Here is a 20,508-nt window from a genome sequence, read left to right on the forward strand (position 1 = left end):
GAGTATTAACTAGTCAGATTTTCTAGTTTTGCCTTGATTTGAGAAAGGATTCCTTCTGAGTCTAAGCCAATACGTTTAAGCATTGCACTATGTGTTGCATGCTCTTCATACCTGTCCGGCAAGCCTAACTGAAGTACTGCTGATGAAATATCATGGCGATTTAAAAGCTCAGATACAGCAGAGCCTGCACCACCCATAATGGCATTTTCTTCTACTGTGACAAACAACTTAGCATGGCGGTAACTTAAAAGAGCCTCTTCATCGATAGGTTTTACAAAGCGCATATCGATTAACGTAGCATCTAAAGTCTCAGCAGCAAGTAATGCGTCATAGGTAGGACGACCAAAGCCACAAATTATAATATCAGTACTACCTTGATGGAGTATTCGAGACTGCCCAATTTTAACCGTTTCAAGCGCGCTGCTAACTGCAATTCCTCGTCCTGTTCCTCTGGGGTAGCGGACAGCAGCAGGTCCTTGATATTGGTAGCCAGTGTGTAGTAATTTTCGACACTCGTTTTCATCAGACGGTGCCATCACCACCATGCTAGGAATGCAGCGTAGATAACTTAAATCGTAAGCGCCTGCGTGAGTAGGACCGTCTTCGCCAACTAAGCCAGCGCGGTCAATTGCGAATAATACATCTAGCTTTTGCAGGGCAACATCATGAATAAGTTGGTCGTAGCCACGTTGAAGGAACGTAGAATAAATGGCGACAACAGGTTTTAAACCATCGCAAGCCATACCCGCGGCAAGTGTTACTGCATGCTGTTCGGCAATCGCTACGTCGAAATATCGGTCTGGGTAACTGTCGGCAAACTCTATAAGATCAGAGCCTTCTTTCATTGCGGGTGTAATAGCGACTAATTTCTCATCTGAAGCGGCTGCATCACATAACCAACGACCAAAAATATTACTGTACTTTGGTAGCTTAATTTTGGGTTCTTCAGTGTCCGGCTTAGGGTCAGGTTCAGTTTTATTAATAGCATGATAGCCGATGGGGTCACCTTCAGCTGGCTCAAAACCTTTACCCTTTTTAGTGATGACATGAAGAAACTGAGGGCCATTACGGTCTTTTAGATTACTAAGCGTTTGAGTAAGTAGCTCAATGTCATGACCATCAATAGGGCCAATATAGTTAAAGCCTAATTCTTCAAAAATGGTTCCTGGAGCAACCATGCCTTTCATGTGTTCTTCTGCTTTACGTGCCAATTCAAGTGCGGATGGCAGGCCTGAGAAGACTTTTCGGCCGCCTTCGCGAATATTTTCATACGTTTTACTGGCCCAAATTCGAGCCAAGGAACTTGATAGAGCACCTGCAGGTTTGGAAATAGACATCTCATTGTCATTAAGGACAACAAGCATATCGGCTTCGACGTCACCAGCGTGATTCATTGCTTCAAATGCCATCCCCGCAGACATGGCGCCATCGCCAATAATAGCTACTGCTTTACGGTTTGTCTTCAGTTGGCGAGAGGCAAGAGCCATACCCAATGCTGCACCAATTGATGTACTTGAATGACCCACTCCAAAGGTGTCATATTCGCTTTCTTCCCGTTTTGGAAAGCCAGATATTCCGTTTTCTTGGCGAATAGTGAGCAAGGAGTCACGCCGTCCGGTTAAAATCTTATGAGGATAAGCTTGATGGCCAACATCCCACACTAAACGGTCTTCTGGCGTATTGAATACGTAATGCAGTGCGACGGTTAATTCAATTACGCCTAGTCCAGCACCAAAGTGACCGCCCGTTTGTCCAACACTGTAAAGCATGTAGGCACGCAGTTCGCGAATTAGCGTGCTGAGATCTTTTTTGTTTAGCTCACGAAGATCAGCTGGGCTGTCTATTTGGTCTAATAGAGGCGTCAAAGGACGCGATGTAGGTATCGTTTCGAACATGGGCACCGGAAGGTCACTTATTCTGTCATAAAATAGCGAGGCATTATATCAGTGGTTGCGGGCAATAATATAGTTAGCCAGCTCTACTAATGGTGTCGCTTTTGGGCCAAATGGCATGACTTGTGCGATTGCTTCATCGTGCAAACGCTTTGCAAGTGCTTGAGCACCCTCTAACCCAAGTAGTTTAGGGTATGTGGGCTTGTTTGCATTTGAATCTGAAAACTGTGTTTTACCAAGTGTTTCGGTATCGCTGGTAATATCGATGATGTCGTCTTGAACTTGAAATGCAAGGCCGATAGCAGACGCGTATAAATCAAGTGCATCAAGTTGTTTAGGGTCTGTTACGTTGACACTTTGAGCACCCATTTTAACGGCTGCACGAATAATGGCTCCCGTTTTGTGGCGATGCATTAACTCTAAGTCCTCAAGAGTCATCTCTTTATCAACATTTGCAAGGTCAATCATTTGGCCAGTGACCATGCCATAACGTCCAGATGCTTTTTGCAGAGTTTGTATTAAAGCAATTTGAGTATCTGCTTTGCCAAGATGGCTTTGACTGAGTAACTCGAAAGCATAGGTCTGCAATGCGTCACCCGCTAAAATTGCTGTCGCTTCATCATATTGGATGTGACAAGTTGGTTTGCCGCGGCGTAAATTATCATCGTCCATCGCAGGCAGATCATCGTGTATTAGAGAGTAGGCATGTATTGATTCGACCGCTGCTGCACTGGCATCGGTTAATTCATTCGCTTCAGTAAAAAGCTGAGCTACCGCATACGTCAGCATAGGGCGGACTCGTTTTCCGCCATTGAAAAGACTATAACGCATGGCTTCTTGAAGTCCACTAGCCGGAATGTATGCAGATAAAGTTCGATCTAAGTAGCGGTCAACACGTTCGCAAGCGTAGTGCGTAAATTGCTCTAAGTTCACTGTTCAGGTTCCGGGTCAAAGTTTTCTAGGCGCTCGCCTTCGTTGGTTTCAAGCAAAATTTGTACTTTTTGCTCTGCTTGGGTTAGAACTGACTGGCAATCCTGACTAAGCTTGACGCCTTTTTCAAACGCTTTTAACGCTTCTTCAAGGGATAGCTGGTTGGATTCTAGTTGTCCGACAATAGTTTCTAGTTCCGAGAGGTTTTCTTCGAAATGACGCACGCTAGTTTTTCGAGACATAATGACTTCTCTTTTGATAATCTACAATTTGTAACAGAATTCCGCATAATTCAAGAGTAAAGACACTCTAAAAGTTACAAAATAGTAACGGTATATTAAGACGCGCCGCTACTATTTGTTTAAAATGGAATGAGTTAAGTTGCATTATACTTTATTCGTAGGAGACGCGTGTGGATATCGCAACGCTAATAGGCCTCATTGGCGCATTTGCCATCGTATTGATGGCCATTATTTTTGGTGGCTCGGCAGGGATGTTTTTGGACCCTGCTTCTGTCTTGATCGTATTGATCGGATCTACCTTCGTTGTATTAATGCAATACCCGCTGGGCCAGTTTCTTGGTGCCGGAAAGTCTGCCGCAAAGGCATTCATGTTTAAAAGTATTCCTGTTGATACTCTAATCGATGAAATTTATGGTTTAGCCGACGAAGCTCGTAAAGGTGGTCTTCTATCATTGGAAGGCAAAGAGGTCAGTCACCCATTCCTGTCAAAAGGCATTCAAATGTTGGTGGATGGTCACGATGGATCGGTTGTAAAAGCTCAGCTATCAAAAGATATGAATCAAGCTTTCACTCGACATGATAATGGTGCCAAAGTCTTTAAAGCATTCGGTGATACTGGTCCAGCAATGGGAATGATCGGTACCTTGGTGGGTTTGGTGCAGATGTTGGCTAATATGGACGATCCAAAATCTATAGGGCCAGCAATGGCTGTCGCTCTTTTAACGACATTATATGGTGCCATGCTGGCGAATATGTTGTGTTTGCCGCTCCAAGCTAAGCTGTCTAACCGTGCTAATGAAGAGTTGCTTTGTCAGCAGCTTATTTTAGATGCTTTATTGGCTATTCAAGCTGGACAAAATCCTCGTGTCTTGGATGGTGCTTTGAAAACCTACATTGCTGAAGGCAAACGAACAGAACGTGAGTGATGTTTTCCTGATGGTTAACTGGATTGTAGTATAATGAGTGATGAAGAAGACGAAAACGACTGCCCCGAATGTATAGAAGGTCTCCCTGCCTATATGGGGACATTTGCCGATTTGATGTCGCTGCTGATGTGTTTCTTTGTATTGTTGTTGTCGTTTGCTGAAATGGATGTCTTGAAATTTAAGCAGTTGGCTGGCTCTATGCGGGAAGCATTTGGTGTACAAAAACAAATTGAAGCGGAATCTATCCCAATGGGAACGTCGATTATTGCTCAGGAATTCAGCCCTGGGCGCCCGGAACCGACGCCTATAAATGAGGTCCGACAAAAAGCAGATGATAGGCCTGAAAATACACTAGAGGTGATGTGTAAACCGGATTCTGCTCAATTGAATGAGCAAGACGGTGCTGGTCAGCCTTCACCGAATACAGCTGTCGACATGTCTCAAGCAGACATGCAGCGCGAACAACAGATTCAACAGACTGAGGAAACGGCACAGCAAGTGGCCTCCGTTATGCGGGAAGAAATTTCAAAAGGAACGGTTGAAGTTGAAACGCAAGAAAATACCATCACGATACGTTTAAAAGATAAAGGTTCGTTTCAATCAGGCTCTGCCGAATTAAACTATGACTTTATTCCTATAATAGATATGGTTCGAGATGTTTTGGTTGGTTTAGATGGTAGTATTGCGGTAGAAGGTCATACCGACAATATTCCCATTGATAGCCGACGATTTCGGTCTAATTGGCAATTATCATCTGCGCGTGCGATTTCTGTGGCAGAAGAGTTATTTTCTACTGGTCAACTGGAGCAAAGTCGATTTTCGGTAACTGGTTTTGCCGATACTCGACCACTTTTACCGAATGACACGGCGCAAAACCGTGCAACAAACCGTCGAGTTGAAATTGTTATACGCCAAAATGACTTAGCACGACCTAATGTGATAGAGCCTGAGTATCCGCCGGGTCTAGGTGGTGACTCAGATACGAATGATCTATTTACAGAAGGTGATGGTGGGTTTGAGTTAGACCCTAATGAAATCTTCTAATTGTAATTAACCAAAAAAGCGACGTGTTACGTCGCTTTTTTGGTTCTTATGATGCGCTTTTAGAGGTTTTTTGCTATGGTTCTTGACAAAATTTTTTGAGGATAGAAGTGATGCGTATTGCAGTAATTGGCGCAGCAGGCCGTATGGGTAAAACATTAATTCAAGCCATTACAGATGCAGACGGTGTTAAGTTGGGGGCGGCCATTGTAGAGCCAACAAGCTCTTTACTGGGTGCAGATGCTGGTGAAGTGGCAGGTGTTGGTAAGCTGAACGTAAGTATTGTGAGTGGCATTGAGCAATGTATTGATGACTTTGATGTACTTGTTGATTTCACTACACCAGAGTTGAGTGTTGGTAATGCTGCTTTTTGTGCTAAGCATGGCAAATCAATAGTCATCGGCACAACGGGCCTTAACGATGAGCAAAAATCTCAATTAGAAGAAGCTGGCAAGCAAACGTCTGTTGTTTTCGCACCTAATATGAGTGTTGGTGTTAACCTGACTTTGAAGTTGCTGTCTCTAGCGGCAGAAATCCTTGGTGATGATTATGATGTTGAGGTGATTGAAGCGCACCACCGTCATAAAGTAGATTCACCATCGGGCACTGCTTTGCGCATGGGTGAAGTGGTTGCTGAAGCCTTAGGTCGTGATCTGAAAGAATGCGCTGTTTATGGTCGTGAAGGCCAAATTGGTCCTCGTACGCAAAAAGAGATTGGCTTTGAAACCATCCGTGCAGGCGATGTTGTAGGCGAGCACAGTGTATGGTTTGCAACAGAGGGCGAGCGTATTGAGATTGCCCATAAAGCCAGCAGTCGTATGACCTTTGCTAAAGGCGCAGTTCGAGCTGCTGCTTGGTTAGAAAGCAAACCTGCTGGTCTATATGATATGCAAGATGTTTTAAATCTTAAATAAAGACGTAGAATAGTAAAAGGCCGCTTATGCGGCCTTTTTTGTTGCTTATCAATTCCAGTTAGTGTGAACCTGGAGCGTTTATATCGAGTAACGGTGCAGCGTCTAGCTTTTCTGCATCCATCATTACAGCAACACGCTGTAAAGAAGATAGAATTTGTGTCTGTTCCCAGCTTTGCAGCGATTCAAATTCAGAAATGAATTTTTCATGTAGCAACGGTGGCGATGTTAGCAATACGTTTCTACCTTCTTCGGTAAGGCGTGCGTTCACAATGCGTTTGTCTTTTTGCGCGCGTACGCGCTCAACTAGCTTTCGTTCTTCTAAACGATTTAGGATAGTTGTCACGGTCGCTTGACTCAAAGATACATTGTCAGAAATTTTGCGCACTGTGACGTCTCCGAGCTCCTCAATGGCACGTAACACCATGATTTGAGGAATTGTAAGACCACACGCTTTTACTATTCGTTTAGATTGAAGATCTGTTGCACGAATGATGCGGCGCAAATGAACGAGGACGTCATGTAGATGTTGTTGTTCGGGCATATAACACTTGTTTTGATGTCTGAGGTGTCTGTAAAGACGCGCATTATAGAGAGAACTTCCAGCAGGATGAACCCCTTGGGGACAACGAACTCTCTAAAGTAGATTAATTAGACTTCAAAATAGTGCGCGAGTTAGTAAAAGTCAATGAGTAGGTGTCTTAGGCACCTACTGACTCTCCTTTTTGAGATTTTCGAATGCTGCTATGGCATGTTGACGTGCAAGCTTGTAATCGACTACTGGCGCTGGATAATCGTTCTGGTCACGTATAGCGCCACTTGGGTTATGGATGCTCTTGACTGGGACGTTCTTTAGCTCCGGAACAAACTTCTTTATGAAAGTGCCATCAGGGTCGAATCGTTCAGATTGACGCGTCGGGTTGAATACTCGGAAGTAGGGGGCAGCATCACAACCGGTTGATGCGCTCCATTGCCAACCGCCATTATTGGCAGCGAACTCACCATCAATTAACTTGCTCATAAAATAGGCTTCGCCTTTACGCCAATCGATTAGCAATAACTTGGTTAGAAAGCTCGCTGCAATCATGCGTAGTCGGTTGTGCATCCAGCCTGTTTGATTGAGTTGGCGCATGGCTGCATCAACGATAGGGAAGCCAGTACTTCCTTCACACCAGGCCTTAAAGCCCGTTTCATTATTGTTCCAAATGACGTTCACTGTTTCAGGCTTAAAAGGGAGTGACTTTGATAAATTTGGGAAAAAGCCCATCAGTTGCTTATAAAAATCTCGCCAAGCGAGTTCTTTTAACCAGACGCTTGCGTGCCAGTCGCGGTTGTCTTGAGAGGCAGAATAAATAATGGCCTCTAGACACGCTCTTGGACCAATAGCGCCCAGTGCTAAATATGGTGACAATAAGCTCGTATTTGGTTTTGCTGGAAAATCACGCAGCTCGTCGTACAGCGCTTCCTTGGTATGACAAAAATGCCATAACTTTTCGCGAATAGCTTGATAGTCTGCGGGCCATAGATCTTCTCGGTAGCTCGATTGATCAGAAGGCATGACGAACTCATTGGGCAAAGCCTCCCCTTGTGTTTGCTTATTTGGCAGATCGTAAGGGGATTGCACGTTTGCTGACAATGTTGCTAACCAGCGCTTATAAAATGGTGTGAAAACTTTAAAAGGCTGGCCTTGTTGATTTAATACGGGTTGAGAAACGATTAAGTCCGGTGCAAATCGCTGGCATTCTATATTGTGCTCACGAAGATGATTTTCTGTATTGTCATCACGATGAGATTCATGAGCAGGTAATTCATTTTGCCACCAGATTTGCTGAAAGCTTTGCTCTTGGCAGAGAGTCAATAATGCACTTGGACAGTCTGAAAAACGCTTCAAAGACAGTACATGGCAAGGTATGTTGAGTTCATGTGCTTTCTGTTGTAATGCCTGTAAGAGCTTTAAACGTAAACTACATTTAGCTGGGGACTCATAGTGCTCATCCCATTGCTCAGGTGTTAAGCATACAGCGACAGCGATCTCTCCTTGTTGTTGGGCTTGAGCGATAGCAGGGTGATCATTCAGCCTAAGGTCATTTCGGAGCCAAACTAATTGCGTGATTGCCATGATTAAACTGTATTCCTAATGCCTAATGCCTGTGGGTATGGAGCAAAGTAGCGTTGCTCTTTAACGTATTCACTGCCGTACAGTTTTAGATAGTGATACAGCAGTGTGGTCGGTGTGGTTAGGTTCACTTCCCCTCGACGGTATTGTTCTACGACGTTAAGTATGTCCTGTCGTACTGCCGAGTCAACTTCACGCTTTAAATACCCCACTAGGTGCATCAATACATTGCAATGATCTTTACGTTTTGCTGGCTTTGCTAGCGCCGCCATAAATTGCTTAAAATATTCTTCAGAAAGATCCTCAATAGACATCTTTTCTTGGCCTGAAAGAAGGCGGCCGATTGATTTATAAGCTGGTTGTGAGTGCGCCATCACGACATACTTATAACGGCTGTGGTAATCAATTAAATTTTTCATTGAAAGGTTGTTTAGTACGGTGTTACGAAATTCATGGTGAGCAAAAACTCGCAATAAAAAGTTTTCTCGTAAAAGTGGATCATTTAATCGACCGTCTTCTTCAATTGGAAGATTTGGGTACCGATCCATCAGTGATTGAGTAAACAGACCTCTTACTCGCTGCATGTGAGGGTGGCCATTTTCTTGATACACTTTAATGCGTTCATAGCCACAAGAGGGTGAATTTTTCATCACTATGTAACCATCAATATCGGGTAGATTGTCTAAATAGCGCTCATTGGAGCTGACGAGTTGATCGGTGATCTCTACATCGCGCTTGTTTGAAAATACGAGGCGAGGGTCATTAGGGTCACCTTCTAGTCGCATGGTCGGTCTTGGGGTGCCGAACCCTGCAGCCATTTCTGGACAAAATTTTTGATAATCAAAATACTCGGAAAGAGGGCCCAAACAGTACAATGAACGACTGTGACCGCCATTGAAGCGAACATTTTCACCTAACAAGCAGGCACTAATGCCAACCGGTATTTTGCTGCTGATATGATCTGGGTGGCATTCATTGACTGTCATAGCAGCCTCCTATGTGTTTGTATCCGTTAGTGTTTTTTGAATTGCTTCGAAAGCAAATTTCGCACTCAACATGGCACCTTCGGCATCACCTTGACATAGCCAGTCACCAATTAAACTGATGTTCAGCGTGTTATCAAAAAAATACTCACTTGGTGACAGGGCCATCGCTTGACGTCCTAATAGCCAACGATGTGGATCCCCAGATTCTTTCACCGTCGACGAGGTGGCATCAGTAAATGCTTCAATCAGTATGGATTTAACGTCTTCCTTAGGCGTATCTAGGTGCGTTTTACTCCATTGAGGTGAGGCTTGAATAACCCATGTTTCCATTGATCCTGCAACTCTCTGAGGTTTGTCTGAGTCTTTTATTAAAGACTCGAGTATAGGGTGCTGGCAAGGCCTTAGTGGTGCACTATCCGTTGGCTCTGTTGTCACCCACATACTCCATTGGGGTTGGGTTTGGCTTCCTGCTTGGTTTGCAAACTGAAGTAAAGCACCAGAATTTGGGATAGTTGCTAACAGCATGGCAGATTGCATGGCAGGTGTCGCGATCACAACATGTTCAGTAAGGCAAATGGGTTGATATTTCTCGTCGCGAAGTAACCATTTACTTCCTTGTCGTTCGATGTGATGAACTTTCGTTTCAGTAAGTAATGGTGAGTCTTGGATTAGGAAGCGAGCGATAGAAGACATACGTGGAACGCCAACGTAGGCACTTTGCCAGCGTTCAATGACTTGGTTTTCAAGTAGAACCTCTCTTAGATCAGTAAGTTCTTCATCGCCAAAGCTGATAATGCTGGCACCAAGATCAACGCTGTATTCCCCCAAGCGCTTGCTGCCTGCTCTGCCTCCGGTGCCACGTGATTTCTCAAGTACTATACATTCAAACCCTTGCTGGTGGGCAAAGTGGCTAAATGTTGCGCCTGCAAGGCCTGCACCGATGATGGCAAAATGTGTGCGAGGAATACCGGATGTCATATTTATGTTCTCTATGTGATATTTGTTTTTAATCTTATACAAAAATATATTTTGTATAAGTTAATTTTTGTACATAAAATGATTTTATACAAGCCTCCGGTATGCATGAATGAATGTTACGACTGAATTAATAGCTTCGGATTACTTTCCAATACGAATTCTTTCTGAGCAGACAGGTGTCAATTCTGTCACCTTAAGGGCGTGGGAGCGTCGTTATGGGTTATTGAAACCGTTTCGAACTGAAAAAGGGCATCGCCTATATTGTTTACAAGATGTTGAACGTGTGAAACGGATTTTGTATTGGATTAATCAGGGAGTGTCTGTCGGTAAGGTTCGTGCGTTGTTGGATTCTGGTTCAGATGATCTACGTATGAAAGGTGATGAGGAACAATGGCCTGACTGGCAGTGGCAGTTTATTGCAGCGGTTGTCGAATTGAATCAGAGTAAGTGGCAGCGTCTTTTTCAAGAAGCCAGCAAGCAGTACCCTGTGAGTGTATTTTTGAAGAAGGGCTTACTACCCGCCCTGCAAAAGTTACGTAACCAAAAAAACGCTTTAGTCGCTCGGTTATGCTTGCAAAGCGCATTAATTGAACGGGTGTCATCGATAAAAACGAGTGGATATAAGGTTAAAACGGACAGACCAGTAACGCTGATTATTAATGCGGATAATAGTGCTTTGATGTCGCATCTTGTTTGTTGGTCTTTATCTGAAAGTCAGCAGTTGTATCGGTATATCGAAGGCGTTAAAACTGCTGCTGAGGTGTCTGTATTAGTCGGCGCCTTGCAGCCCGGCGCTACTATTTTGGTGGCGGAAAGTTTGACACAAGCTGAAGCGGAAAAGTGGCTAAGTTTTTTATCTGAAGCGCCTTTAGAGAATCTATCTCTGATTGGTTCTGGGTTTTGGTTAGGTATGCTTGGTACTAAGCCTATCGTTGGTATAAAGGCTTATTCGGATGTATCAGCTTTTTTATCATAGCCGCTTTAGCTATCAGTGTTATATATTTAATTAATTTTAAGTATTGTTGGTTTTTATTTACTCTGAGTGTATTCATAACACTCAGAGGTAACTCAAATGACTAAAACACTGACCTTCGCCGTTATGCATTTTACAGTCGCTTTCTCCGTCGCATATTTGATCACTGGTAGTTTCTTAGTCGGTGGGTTGGTTGCCACCATTGAGCCGGCAATTAATACCGTGGCGTATTACTTCCATGAAAAATTTTGGCAGCGCATGACGCCAGAGAAGCAAGCTTCTTTAAGGCTTTGTTTGCGCTCAGTATTTGATACGTATGCCTTAAAAAGCTCATAAAAAAACCCTGCTTAGCAGGGTTTTTTTGTTTCTAAGTGTATTCGTAGTTAAAGGTTAAGTACAAACACGATAGCAACGGCTACGGGTGCAATAAACTTGATAACAAACAACCAAAGTTTGAATAAGCTTTCAGATGTAAAGTTCAGTTCATCTGCCGCAATCTTTTGCTTAACAGTCCAGCCAGCAAACAGAGCAATAAAGATACCACCAAGAGGTAGCATGATATTGGCAGTGGCGTAGTCCAGCGTATCAAAAATATTTTTGCCGAAAATGGTTACATCAGACATAAAGTTGAATGAACCTAGACATAGAATACCTACCGCCCATACAACAATACCGATAGAGATTGAGGCGGTAGATCGCTTCATGCCCATGCGTTCAACAAGGAAAGCAACGGTAGGTTCTAGCAAAGAAATCGCGGATGTCCAAGCGGCTACACCAATCAGGATAAAGAACAATGTACCGAAGAATTGACCACCAGCCATTTGGCCAAAGGCTACTGGCAAAGAGACAAACATCAAGCCTGGGCCTGCAGCAGGATCCATTCCGTTAGAGAAGATGATAGGAAAAATCGCAAGGCCCGCTACCAAGGCTACTAAGGTATCAAGGAAGCCAATCGCAAGAACGGTTGAGCCGATTGATGCGCGTTTAGGCATGTAAGAGCCGTAAGCCATGATCGTGCCCATACCCAATGATAGGGTAAAGAAGGAGTGGCCCACTGCAACTAATACAGAGTCCCAAGTTAACTTGCTGAAATCGAAATCAAACATGAAGTCCCAGCCCGCTTCAAAACCATCTGTGCTCATGCCGTAACCAAACAGTACAAATAGCAAGACAAATAGAGCAGGCATCATGATGCGCGTTGCACGCTCAATTCCTGCGTTAACGCCACCAATAACGACTACAACAACCATGATCATAAAGATACTGTGCCACATCAGCAGCGTAGATGGATCAGCAAGTAAGCCAGAGAAAACAGCGCCAGCTTGTTCAGATGTAATATCGTTTAATGAGCCATTTGCGGTAGAAACAATGTACTGTAAAACCCAGCCTGCAACGACAGAGTAAAAAGACAGTATCATCACGCCAGCTAACATGCCCATAAGGCCTATTAAGCCCCAATTTTTGCTTTTGCCTGATTCTTCAGCAAGTTCTTGCAGCGCATTGTAAGGACTTTGACGAGCACGGCGACCGATGAATACTTCGGCTAACATGATCGGAATACCAACCAGAGCAATACACAGCAGGTAAACCAGTACAAACGCACCACCACCATTTTCGCCAGTAATGTAAGGAAATTTCCAGATGTTACCTAGGCCAACCGCTGATCCCGTTGCGGCTAAGATAAAGATCCAGCGGCTCGCCCAAGAGCCGTGGATGGATTTTTTCTCTTGCATAAAATTCTCTTTGTTCTAAGCAAGTGACACATCCTTTTTGAGGATATGTTGAGAGCATCGCTCATCGGCGACTTTCCGGACTGCAGGCTCGGTTCTCATGCTTAATTTTGTTAATGGAAGAACTGCTTACAGAGATCTTACCTAAATACCTTCCCACAGGTGATATCCAGGTCGTAATGCGATTTGCATTACATAATCACTCTGATTTGGCGGGCGATTTTGCAAATTTTGTTCAAGCTTTTCAAGTTAAATCTGTCGATTTGGTCAATAACGCGCCAAAAATCAATGATCGAGAGCTTTAGTGACGGGCTGATTTTTACCAACAAATACGAATACTCAGCAACAGTGGTTGATATAAATATTTAGACATGTAACTATTTTTATAGGCTTACACAGCTAAGAACGTAATTTTAAAGAAGAAATTGTTATTTAACTTATTAGAGATGTAATTTTCAAATGATGAGTGACGTTATTACCTTACGCAAACCAAAGGCCGAAGATGGAATGGACTTATTTGAGTTGGTCGAGCGTTGTCCACCGTTAGACCCCAACTCATCTTATTGCAATTTGCTTCACTGCAGTCATTTCGCTGAAACAGGTGTTGCTGCGACACGTAATGATCGTTTGGTGGGTTTTGTTTCAGGATATTTGAAACCTTCAACGAGCGATGTTTGGTTTGTCTGGCAGGTGGCGGTAGATGCCGAGGCTCGAGGCTGCGGACTAGCTAAACGTATGTTGAAGTCAGTACTTGAGCGTCAAAACTTAACGAATGTGAAATATATAGAAACGACGATTACCTTAGACAATAAAGCGTCTTGGGGACTTTTTAAAAGTCTTGCCAAGGAGCTGAATGCCGCCATTGAGGAAGAGCCTTTCTTTGATGAGCAGAAACATTTTAAAGGGAAACATAATACCGAGTACCTAGTACGAATCGGCCCCTTTTCTTGACCATCTGAGTACCCCCATACTCAGGTCTAGCATATTCAAATAACATTATAAATTATTAAACATAGAGGACTATCCATGAAGATTTTTGAGGAAATTGAATCCGAAGTACAATCCTACGCTCGCTCTTTTCCGCGTGTATTTCATAAAGCTCAAGGCAGCTATTTGTACGATGAAGAGGGTAATCAATACCTCGATTTTTTAGCAGGTGCAGGCACACTTAATTATGGCCACAATCATCCAGTCCTTAAAAAAGCTGTCCTAGAATACATTATGGACGATGGTATTACCCATGGGTTAGATCTGCATACCAAAGCAAAAGGTGAGTTTTTAGAAGCCTTCAAAGAATATATCTTAGAACCTCGCGGCCTTGAGTATGTGATGCAGTTTACTGGACCAACGGGGACTAATGCGATCGAAGCGGCGATGAAATTGGCACGTAATGTTACGGGTCGAGAAAATATCATCACGTTCACTAATGGTTTCCATGGCTGTAGTTTGGGGGCATTGTCAGCAACAGGCAACTCTCATCATCGTGGGGTAGCCGGCACTACGCTTGGCGGTATTAGCCGCGTTCCTTTTGATGGCTACTTAGGTGATGGTATTGAAACCACTGAGTATCTAGATAAGGTGTTGTCTGATTCTTCAAGCGGTATTGATCATCCAGCGGCCGTATTGGTCGAAACCGTTCAAGGTGAAGGTGGCATTAACGCAGCGTCTATGGAGTGGCTGAAAAATCTTGAAACGGTTTGTCGCAAACATGATGTGTTGTTGATTATTGATGACATCCAGGCTGGTTGTGGTCGAACAGGTACCTTTTTTAGTTTTGAGCCGGCCGGTATCAATCCGGACATAGTGACCTTGTCTAAATCAATCAGTGGTTACGGATTGCCATTTGCTATTGTTCTGTTTAAACCGGAACTGGATCAATGGAAACCAGGTGAACACAATGGAACCTTCCGTGGTAACAATCTCGCCTTCGTAACGGCTAAGCATGCACTGGAAACCTTTTGGAAAGATGACTCGTTTGCTAAAGAAGTGCGTCGTAAAGGCCAATACATAGAAGATCGACTTAATGCCATTGTTGATGAGCTTGGTGATGGTAACTTTACTGTGCGCGGTCGCGGCATGATGCGAGGCATTAACTGTGTTAGCGGTGAACTGGCAAGCCAAATCACAAGAGCATGTTTCAAACAAAATCTGATGATAGAAACCTCTGGTGCAGATGATCAAGTGGTTAAGTTCTTGTGTCCTCTTGTTATTACGGATGAGCAGCTAAAGCAAGGTCTAGACATAGTAGAGCAGGCTATTCGTGAAGTATGTGCGAAAACAGATGAAATGCCGGAAGAGCGTAGTTACTTTGATGAGAACTACGACATCGCTGTGTAGCTTAGAAGTGGGTGAGCTCATATTGTTCACCCTCTGCCCGCCAATAATGAATTCTATGAAGGAGCAACAATGATTGTACGTCAGTTAAGTGAGTGTGAGAAAACAGAGCGTCGTGTGGTATCCCCTGATGGCAAGTGGCAAAGCGTACGTATGCTGCTTAAAGGTGATGACATGGGTTATTCATTTCATATTACAACTATTTTTGCTGGCGAAGAGTGCCAGTTCCATTATCAGAATCATTTTGAATCGGTGTTCTGTATGGAAGGTGAAGGTGAGATTGAAAGCCGCGAAGATGGCAAAGTCTATCCGATTACACCGGGCACACTTTATAACCTTAATGAGCACGATCGTCATACATTACGAGCCTTTAAAGAGTTGAAACTTGCGTGTGTGTTTAATCCGCCTGTTACAGGGAAAGAGGTGCATAACAAAGACGGTGCCTACGAATTAGTCGATTAATTTCAAAGGAGAATATACCGATGGCTGTTGTGCAGACTTCAACTGCATCCGATCGTGATTTGTATATTTCACGGACGTATCCAGAGCCTGTTAAATTTAGCCGCCAAGATCCGGTTGTTTACTCCGACTCACAAAAAGCTGCGCCTTTAACGAAAGCGCAGCTAGCGGAGTACGAAGAAAAAGGCTTTTTATTTCTGGATGATATATTTAGTCCTGAAGAATTATCTTCCCTAATCAGGGAAATGAAGAGTATGTGTCTTGATGAGGCCATAAAGCGCAGACCTGAAACCATTACGGAGAAGGGGAGTGGTGAGGTGCGTTCTGTCTTTTCAGTGCACCAACTGAATAAAGTTTTTGCCAAATTGGCTGAAGACCCGAGGCTAGTGGCTGTTGCTGAATACATACTTGGCGATAGTGTTTATATTCATCAAAGTCGATTAAATTGCAAGCCGGGTTTTGAAGGAAAAGAGTTTTATTGGCATTCAGACTTTGAAACATGGCATGCAGAAGACGGAATGCCAAGGATGCGGGCACTCAGTATGTCGATCACATTGACACCTAATGACCACAATAATGGTCCTTTATTGCTTATTCCAGGATCACATATGTCGTTTATCTCTTGTGTCGGTGAGACTCCCAAAGATCATTATTTGTCATCACTGAAGCAGCAAGAGTTTGGTATTCCAGATCAATCCTCTGTTGCTGACTTGATTGAGCAGGGTGGTATTGAAACCGCTGTAGGGGATATTGGGCGCATCATACTATTTGACTGTAATACATTGCACGGTTCAAATGGCAATATAACCCCTTATCCAAGATCTAATTTATTCTTTGTATACAATGCATTAAGCAACAAAGTGTCTCAACCTTTTGCAAGTGATTCTATTAGACCTGAGTTCATCGGCGCACGGCATAGCATCAAACCTATTAAAAGTGTCATTTTTAATTAAAATTTGTGTAATTCATGCTTAATATTTGAGCTTCCTTATGACAAACTACCCGCCGGCGCTCACTAATATAGGTTGAGGTTCTCTTAACCCAACATAAGAAATTCGGAAAGAAAATGGGACAACATACAGTTGATAAAATCGGCGGTACGTCCATGAGTGACTACCGTTCGGTACGAGATAACATTATTTTTAAGCCAGCAGGTACAGAAGACCTGTATCAACGCGTTTTTGTAGTATCGGCATACGGCGGTATTACCGATAAGTTGCTGGAACACAAGAAGAGTGGTGATGCGGGAATTTACGCTCACTTTGCAAAAGACCGTAACCAGAGTGGTTGGCGTGAAGCGTTTGATGAAACTCGTCAAACCATGCTGGACATCAACCGTGATTTGTTCGGTGAGAGTGAACTTCTTAAAGAAGCGAATGACTTTCTAGCAGCTCGTCTTGATCAAGCGCAAGAAGCGCTAGAAGACTTGAGCCGTTTGTGTTCTCACGGTCACTTTGCAATTGATGAACATCTTGCGACAGTTCGTGAAATGCTTGCCAGTCTTGGTGAAGCGCACAGTGCATGGAACATGGCGAATTTGCTTAAACGTGACGGTGTAAACGCAGTCTTTGTTGACCTCACAGGCTGGAATGCTAGCGTTCACATGTCGCTAGACGAGCGGATTGTGGAGTCATTCAACGACGTTGATTTAGCAACTCAGTTGCCGATTGCGACAGGTTATGCTCACAGTGAAACGGGTCTAATGACAACGTTTGACCGTGGTTATTCCGAAATGACGTTTAGCCGTATTGCCGTACTGACACAAGCACGCGAAGCGATCATCCACAAAGAGTTTCACTTAAGCAGTGCAGATCCGCGTTTGGTCGGTGAAGATAAAGCGGTTCCTATTGGTCGAACTAACTACGATGTGGCAGATCAATTGGCAAACTTGGGTATGGAAGCGATCCACCCTAAAGCGGCTAAAGGTCTTCGTCAAAGTAAAATTGCATTGCGTGTGAAGAATACATTCGAACCTGAGCACAGTGGTACCCTCATTACAGGTGATTACATCTCCGATGCGCCATGTGTTGAGATCATTGCTGGCAGTCGCGGCGTCTACGCCGTTGAATTATTCGACCAAGAAATGGCCGGTGAAATTGATGCCTTTGATATGGGCGTGTTGAAAGTGTTGAACCAACTGGGTGCGCACATTATCGCTAAAGACATCAATGCGAATAGCATCACTCACTATTTAGCGGCAAATCTTAAGACGCTAAAGCGTGTTCTTCGTATGCTGGGTGAAGAATTCCCGGAAGCTGAAATTACACAGCGTAAAGTCGCTATCGTATCGGCTATTGGTTCTGATATGAAGACGACTGGTATGTTAGCAAGTGCTGTGAAAGCCATTTCAGAGCAAAGTATTAACGTGATCGCGATGCATCAGTCAATGCGTCAGGTAGACATGCAGTTTGTGGTGGATGAGGAAGACTACGAAGTCGCGATCCGCAGCCTACACAAAGAGCTTGTTGAATCGCATAACCATGGCCGAGCAATTTGTTTAGCGTCGTAAGCTAAAAGATCTCGACCTTTAAAAACCCAGCTTGTAAGTTGGGTTTTTTTATGAATGCATGAGTTGATCTACTGACCTGTTTTCTGGGAACTGGTCGAACTGCTCTTGTGGGATAGGGCGGCTGATAAAATAACCTTGGCCTAGATCGCAATTAAAGGACTTTAGCATTTCAAGTTGAGCGCGCGTCTCAACGCCCTCTGCAATAACCAAAATACCAAGTTTGTGCGCCATGGCGATGATTGCTTCCACCATCATACGGTCATCTTTATCGGCTTCTAAATCCCAAACAAAGCTACGATCAATTTTGAGTAAATCAACAGGCAAGTTCTTAAGCTGCCCTAGTGATGAAAAACCTGTGCCAAAATCATCAATAGCAATACAAATCCCCATTGCCTTTAAGTAGCCAAGTGTTTTTTTAGCTTGCTTCAAATCAGTCAAGAGTGTCGTTTCGGTAATCTCAAAGCCAATGTAGTGGCCAGGTATATTGAATTGTTCAATCATTGTTCGTACATAGGGAACAAGGTTTGGATCATTTAGTTGCAAAGACGACAAATTGATGTGTAGCAAAATAGGGTAGAGTCCAAGTGATTCACGATGAGCTAAGTACTCAAAGCTTTTACGGATGACGTGGTTACCTAACTCTAAAATCTGTCCTGACTGTTCTGCTAGTGGAATGAAGCTGTCTGGAAAGACTAATCCTTTTTCAGGGTGATTCCAGCGTACTAGTGCTTCGGCACCGATGATTGTACCTAACGTTAAATCAAACTGAGGCTGAAAGTGTAAAATCAGTTGATCTTCTGCTATCGCTTTCTTAAGAGCGAGCTCTTCGGCATGTGTATCCAGTGATCGTTTGCGCATGGCTTCATCAAAGAGTACGAACTGATTTTTCCCACGACGCTTTGCTTCATACAAAGCAACATCAGCACATTGCATAAGCTCTAAGGCTTGTGAGCCATGATTTGGGATAAGGGTAATACCTAATGAGGTGCTTTGTTTGAATTCTTTGTGGTCAATATTGATGATTTTTTGTGTGCAAGAGATGATTTTTTGAGCGATGTCTTCCACGTCGCCAATCGAGTCCGCTTGTGTCACGACAATTGCAAACTCATCTCCGCCTAAGCGTATCACGATGTCTTGCGTACGTTTATGTTGAGATAAGCGTTTGGCAACTTCAACCAAAACTTTATCTCCAATGTCATGACCAATGGTATCGTTTATCGATTTGAAATTATCCAAGTCAAAGTATATGAAAGCACCTAGAGTTTGATGTTCTTTGATTTGAAAAATGAGCTGCTGGAAGTGGTCGTTTAGATATCGTCGATTAGGTAAGCCAGTAAGAGGGTCTTTAAATGCTAGCTCTTTTAGTTCTAATGTTTTTTTATTAACTTCCTTCTGGAGTTCAATAGGTCGTATAAGGATATGATAAAGGCTTAACGAACATACTGTTGCGAGAAGAATGGTGATGAGCAGCATATTAAAAGTACGAGTTAAAACATTGCCGTTAATATCATTGGATATTGACAGTGTCCAAGTGCCTGTTGGTAGACCAATACCTGCTTTTACTAAAGTGTCAGAATTAAGAGGTTTTAATGAGCGATAAAACTGAAATATTTCACTAGAATCTGCATGCTCTCGTTCAATCTTAATCGCGTAACCTTCCTTTTCTAGTTCATGGATGCCAGTGTTATTTAAAAGTGGCGTCAACATAATGAGTGCAGAAGCGAACCCCCAAAACTCATTAGATTTAGGTCCATCGATAGATTTATAAATCGGCATACGACTGATGACAGCTGAGCCGCCTTGGACTAAATTCAATGGACCAATCATGATCATGTTACGGTTTTCGATCGCAGTACGCGCCGCTTCACTGTATTTAGAATGATTCAAAACATCTAACCCAAGTGCACCTTCATTACCTTCAAGTGGGTAAATGTGTTCAATAACACCATTAGGAGCTAATTGAATATTGTCTATGCCAGGGATAGATTGCATGATGTTTTTGGCATAGCTGTCAAAATGTTCAAGCTTATTGTCTGCTAGTGTAATTTGGTGAGCTAAAATCTGTGTCGATGTAAACGATAGACTTAAGCTGCGCTCTATTTCAGTCGCTTGAGTACGAGCAATACTGCTAAGCATAAGGCGCTGGTTCTGGACGAAATTGGTATTTGAAAGAGTAATAAAGTAGCCGCCGATCACGACAATCAGCATGAAAATACTCATAGATATAAGAAAGGCGCGCCTGTCTTTGATACTAGGTATGAGCATTAATTTTTAAACTCCAAAAGTAAGACAGTTATGATCGTATTCAGCGAGTGATTATTTTTACAGTATATATGTGAAATTAGTATTAATAAAAATTATTTATACACTATAAATATAACAACTTTAAACTGAAAAAAATCCAAGGTAGTAAGTCAAGCTATCAAAATATTCTATCAGATTGATCTAAGTCTTAGTTATGTACTGTAACTTGCGACTGTT

Annotated in this window: 19 protein-coding genes; 10 read left to right on the plus strand and 9 right to left on the minus strand. The window is 43.2% G+C overall.

Annotated features, from left to right (window positions below; genetic code table 11):
• Positions 1-5: 5 nt before the first annotated feature.
• The 3 genes from dxs to AYW75_RS04505 are packed head-to-tail and all read right to left on the minus strand — an operon-like array spanning position 6 to position 3,064.
• The gene (dxs, locus tag AYW75_RS04495; protein WP_067095973.1) at positions 6-1,895 is read right to left on the minus strand and encodes a 1-deoxy-D-xylulose-5-phosphate synthase; all 1,890 of its coding nucleotides are present in this window, start codon (positions 1,893-1,895) and stop codon (positions 6-8) included.
• A 48-nt stretch (positions 1,896-1,943) separates the two neighbouring features.
• Positions 1,944-2,825, minus strand: a complete 882-nt coding sequence (locus AYW75_RS04500) for a polyprenyl synthetase family protein (protein WP_067095976.1) — start codon at positions 2,823-2,825, stop codon at positions 1,944-1,946.
• Entirely contained in the window at positions 2,822-3,064 is a 243-nt protein-coding gene (locus AYW75_RS04505; protein WP_067095979.1) for an exodeoxyribonuclease VII small subunit, read from the minus strand. The genes AYW75_RS04500 and AYW75_RS04505 overlap by 4 nt, the downstream gene beginning before the upstream one ends.
• A 170-nt stretch (positions 3,065-3,234) precedes the next feature.
• On the opposite strand from AYW75_RS04505, the gene pomA reads away from it, so the two are divergent.
• The 3 genes from pomA (at position 3,235) to dapB (ending at position 5,945) form a co-directional block, all read left to right on the plus strand.
• Positions 3,235-3,990: a flagellar motor protein PomA gene (pomA, locus tag AYW75_RS04510; RefSeq protein WP_067095982.1), complete on the plus strand. Its 756-nt coding sequence runs from the start codon at positions 3,235-3,237 to the stop codon at positions 3,988-3,990.
• Positions 3,991-4,023: 33 nt separating this feature from the next.
• Positions 4,024-5,034: a flagellar motor protein MotB gene (locus AYW75_RS04515; protein WP_067095985.1), complete on the plus strand. Its 1,011-nt coding sequence runs from the start codon at positions 4,024-4,026 to the stop codon at positions 5,032-5,034.
• A 110-nt stretch (positions 5,035-5,144) separates the two neighbouring features.
• Entirely contained in the window at positions 5,145-5,945 is an 801-nt protein-coding gene (gene dapB / locus AYW75_RS04520) for a 4-hydroxy-tetrahydrodipicolinate reductase (protein ID WP_067095988.1), read from the plus strand.
• Between the two features lie 58 nt (positions 5,946-6,003).
• Here dapB and AYW75_RS04525 read toward each other — a convergent pair whose 3' ends face one another.
• The 4 genes from AYW75_RS04525 to AYW75_RS04540 form a co-directional block, all read right to left on the minus strand.
• Entirely contained in the window at positions 6,004-6,486 is a 483-nt protein-coding gene (locus AYW75_RS04525) for a MarR family winged helix-turn-helix transcriptional regulator (protein ID WP_067031688.1), read from the minus strand.
• Between the two features lie 165 nt (positions 6,487-6,651).
• Entirely contained in the window at positions 6,652-8,061 is a 1,410-nt protein-coding gene (locus AYW75_RS04530) for a cryptochrome/photolyase family protein (protein ID WP_067095992.1), read from the minus strand.
• Positions 8,062-8,063: 2 nt separating this feature from the next.
• Entirely contained in the window at positions 8,064-9,044 is a 981-nt protein-coding gene (locus AYW75_RS04535) for a YbgA family protein (RefSeq protein ID WP_067095995.1), read from the minus strand.
• Between the two features lie 9 nt (positions 9,045-9,053).
• Positions 9,054-10,022: an NAD(P)/FAD-dependent oxidoreductase gene (locus AYW75_RS04540; protein ID WP_067095997.1), complete on the minus strand. Its 969-nt coding sequence runs from the start codon at positions 10,020-10,022 to the stop codon at positions 9,054-9,056.
• A gap of 109 nt (positions 10,023-10,131) precedes the next feature.
• Here AYW75_RS04540 and AYW75_RS04545 point away from each other — a divergent pair, with 109 nt between their 5' ends.
• Positions 10,132-10,998 carry a MerR family transcriptional regulator gene (locus AYW75_RS04545; RefSeq protein WP_067095999.1) on the plus strand — a complete coding sequence of 289 codons (867 nt, stop codon included), beginning with the start codon at positions 10,132-10,134 and terminating at the stop codon, positions 10,996-10,998.
• 96 nt (positions 10,999-11,094) lie between these two features.
• The gene (locus tag AYW75_RS04550) at positions 11,095-11,331 is read left to right on the plus strand and encodes a DUF2061 domain-containing protein (protein ID WP_067096001.1); all 237 of its coding nucleotides are present in this window, start codon (positions 11,095-11,097) and stop codon (positions 11,329-11,331) included.
• 47 nt (positions 11,332-11,378) lie between these two features.
• Here AYW75_RS04550 and AYW75_RS04555 read toward each other — a convergent pair whose 3' ends face one another.
• Positions 11,379-12,728: a sodium-dependent transporter gene (locus AYW75_RS04555; protein WP_067096003.1), complete on the minus strand. Its 1,350-nt coding sequence runs from the start codon at positions 12,726-12,728 to the stop codon at positions 11,379-11,381.
• A 456-nt stretch (positions 12,729-13,184) separates the two neighbouring features.
• Here AYW75_RS04555 and ectA point away from each other — a divergent pair, with 456 nt between their 5' ends.
• The 5 genes from ectA to AYW75_RS04585 all read left to right on the plus strand — a co-directional run bounded on the left by ectA (position 13,185) and on the right by AYW75_RS04585 (position 18,027).
• Positions 13,185-13,676, plus strand: coding sequence for a diaminobutyrate acetyltransferase (gene ectA / locus AYW75_RS04565; RefSeq protein WP_067096005.1), 492 nt, complete (start codon positions 13,185-13,187; stop codon positions 13,674-13,676).
• 75 nt (positions 13,677-13,751) lie between these two features.
• Positions 13,752-15,062, plus strand: coding sequence for a diaminobutyrate--2-oxoglutarate transaminase (gene ectB, locus AYW75_RS04570; RefSeq protein ID WP_067096008.1), 1,311 nt, complete (start codon positions 13,752-13,754; stop codon positions 15,060-15,062).
• 69 nt (positions 15,063-15,131) lie between these two features.
• Positions 15,132-15,521, plus strand: coding sequence for an ectoine synthase (locus tag AYW75_RS04575; protein WP_067096013.1), 390 nt, complete (start codon positions 15,132-15,134; stop codon positions 15,519-15,521).
• A 20-nt stretch (positions 15,522-15,541) separates the two neighbouring features.
• The gene (gene thpD / locus AYW75_RS04580) at positions 15,542-16,471 is read left to right on the plus strand and encodes an ectoine hydroxylase (RefSeq protein ID WP_067096016.1); all 930 of its coding nucleotides are present in this window, start codon (positions 15,542-15,544) and stop codon (positions 16,469-16,471) included.
• Between the two features lie 113 nt (positions 16,472-16,584).
• Positions 16,585-18,027: an aspartate kinase gene (locus tag AYW75_RS04585; protein ID WP_067096020.1), complete on the plus strand. Its 1,443-nt coding sequence runs from the start codon at positions 16,585-16,587 to the stop codon at positions 18,025-18,027.
• A 48-nt stretch (positions 18,028-18,075) separates the two neighbouring features.
• On the opposite strand, the gene AYW75_RS04590 is transcribed toward AYW75_RS04585, so the two are convergent.
• A complete protein-coding gene (locus AYW75_RS04590) occupies positions 18,076-20,235 on the minus strand; it encodes a bifunctional diguanylate cyclase/phosphodiesterase (RefSeq protein WP_197478896.1) in 2,160 nt (719 codons plus the stop codon).
• Between the last annotated feature and the right edge of the window lie 273 nt (positions 20,236-20,508).

This window comes from Marinomonas atlantica, from assembly GCF_001639725.1.
GTDB lineage: Bacteria > Pseudomonadota > Gammaproteobacteria > Pseudomonadales > Marinomonadaceae > Marinomonas > Marinomonas atlantica.

Excerpts from the sequence above, each read along its gene's own strand:
- AYW75_RS04555 (WP_067096003.1), bottom strand. The coding sequence starts at position 12,728 with ATGCAAGAGAAAAAATCCATCCACGGCTCTTGGGCGAGCCGCTGGATC.
- thpD (WP_067096016.1), top strand. The coding sequence starts at position 15,542 with ATGGCTGTTGTGCAGACTTCAACTGCATCCGATCGTGATTTGTATATT.
- AYW75_RS04540 (WP_067095997.1), bottom strand. The coding sequence starts at position 10,022 with ATGACATCCGGTATTCCTCGCACACATTTTGCCATCATCGGTGCAGGC.
- AYW75_RS04545 (WP_067095999.1), top strand. The coding sequence starts at position 10,132 with ATGAATGTTACGACTGAATTAATAGCTTCGGATTACTTTCCAATACGA.
- AYW75_RS04530 (WP_067095992.1), bottom strand. The coding sequence starts at position 8,061 with ATGGCAATCACGCAATTAGTTTGGCTCCGAAATGACCTTAGGCTGAAT.
- AYW75_RS04505 (WP_067095979.1), bottom strand. The coding sequence starts at position 3,064 with ATGTCTCGAAAAACTAGCGTGCGTCATTTCGAAGAAAACCTCTCGGAA.
- AYW75_RS04575 (WP_067096013.1), top strand. The coding sequence starts at position 15,132 with ATGATTGTACGTCAGTTAAGTGAGTGTGAGAAAACAGAGCGTCGTGTG.
- ectB (WP_067096008.1), top strand. The coding sequence starts at position 13,752 with ATGAAGATTTTTGAGGAAATTGAATCCGAAGTACAATCCTACGCTCGC.
- AYW75_RS04525 (WP_067031688.1), bottom strand. The coding sequence starts at position 6,486 with ATGCCCGAACAACAACATCTACATGACGTCCTCGTTCATTTGCGCCGC.
- AYW75_RS04585 (WP_067096020.1), top strand. The coding sequence starts at position 16,585 with ATGGGACAACATACAGTTGATAAAATCGGCGGTACGTCCATGAGTGAC.
- dapB (WP_067095988.1), top strand. The coding sequence starts at position 5,145 with ATGCGTATTGCAGTAATTGGCGCAGCAGGCCGTATGGGTAAAACATTA.
- AYW75_RS04535 (WP_067095995.1), bottom strand. The coding sequence starts at position 9,044 with ATGACAGTCAATGAATGCCACCCAGATCATATCAGCAGCAAAATACCG.
- ectA (WP_067096005.1), top strand. The coding sequence starts at position 13,185 with ATGATGAGTGACGTTATTACCTTACGCAAACCAAAGGCCGAAGATGGA.
- AYW75_RS04550 (WP_067096001.1), top strand. The coding sequence starts at position 11,095 with ATGACTAAAACACTGACCTTCGCCGTTATGCATTTTACAGTCGCTTTC.
- AYW75_RS04515 (WP_067095985.1), top strand. The coding sequence starts at position 4,024 with ATGAGTGATGAAGAAGACGAAAACGACTGCCCCGAATGTATAGAAGGT.
- AYW75_RS04590 (WP_197478896.1), bottom strand. The coding sequence starts at position 20,235 with ATGCTGATTGTCGTGATCGGCGGCTACTTTATTACTCTTTCAAATACC.
- dxs (WP_067095973.1), bottom strand. The coding sequence starts at position 1,895 with ATGTTCGAAACGATACCTACATCGCGTCCTTTGACGCCTCTATTAGAC.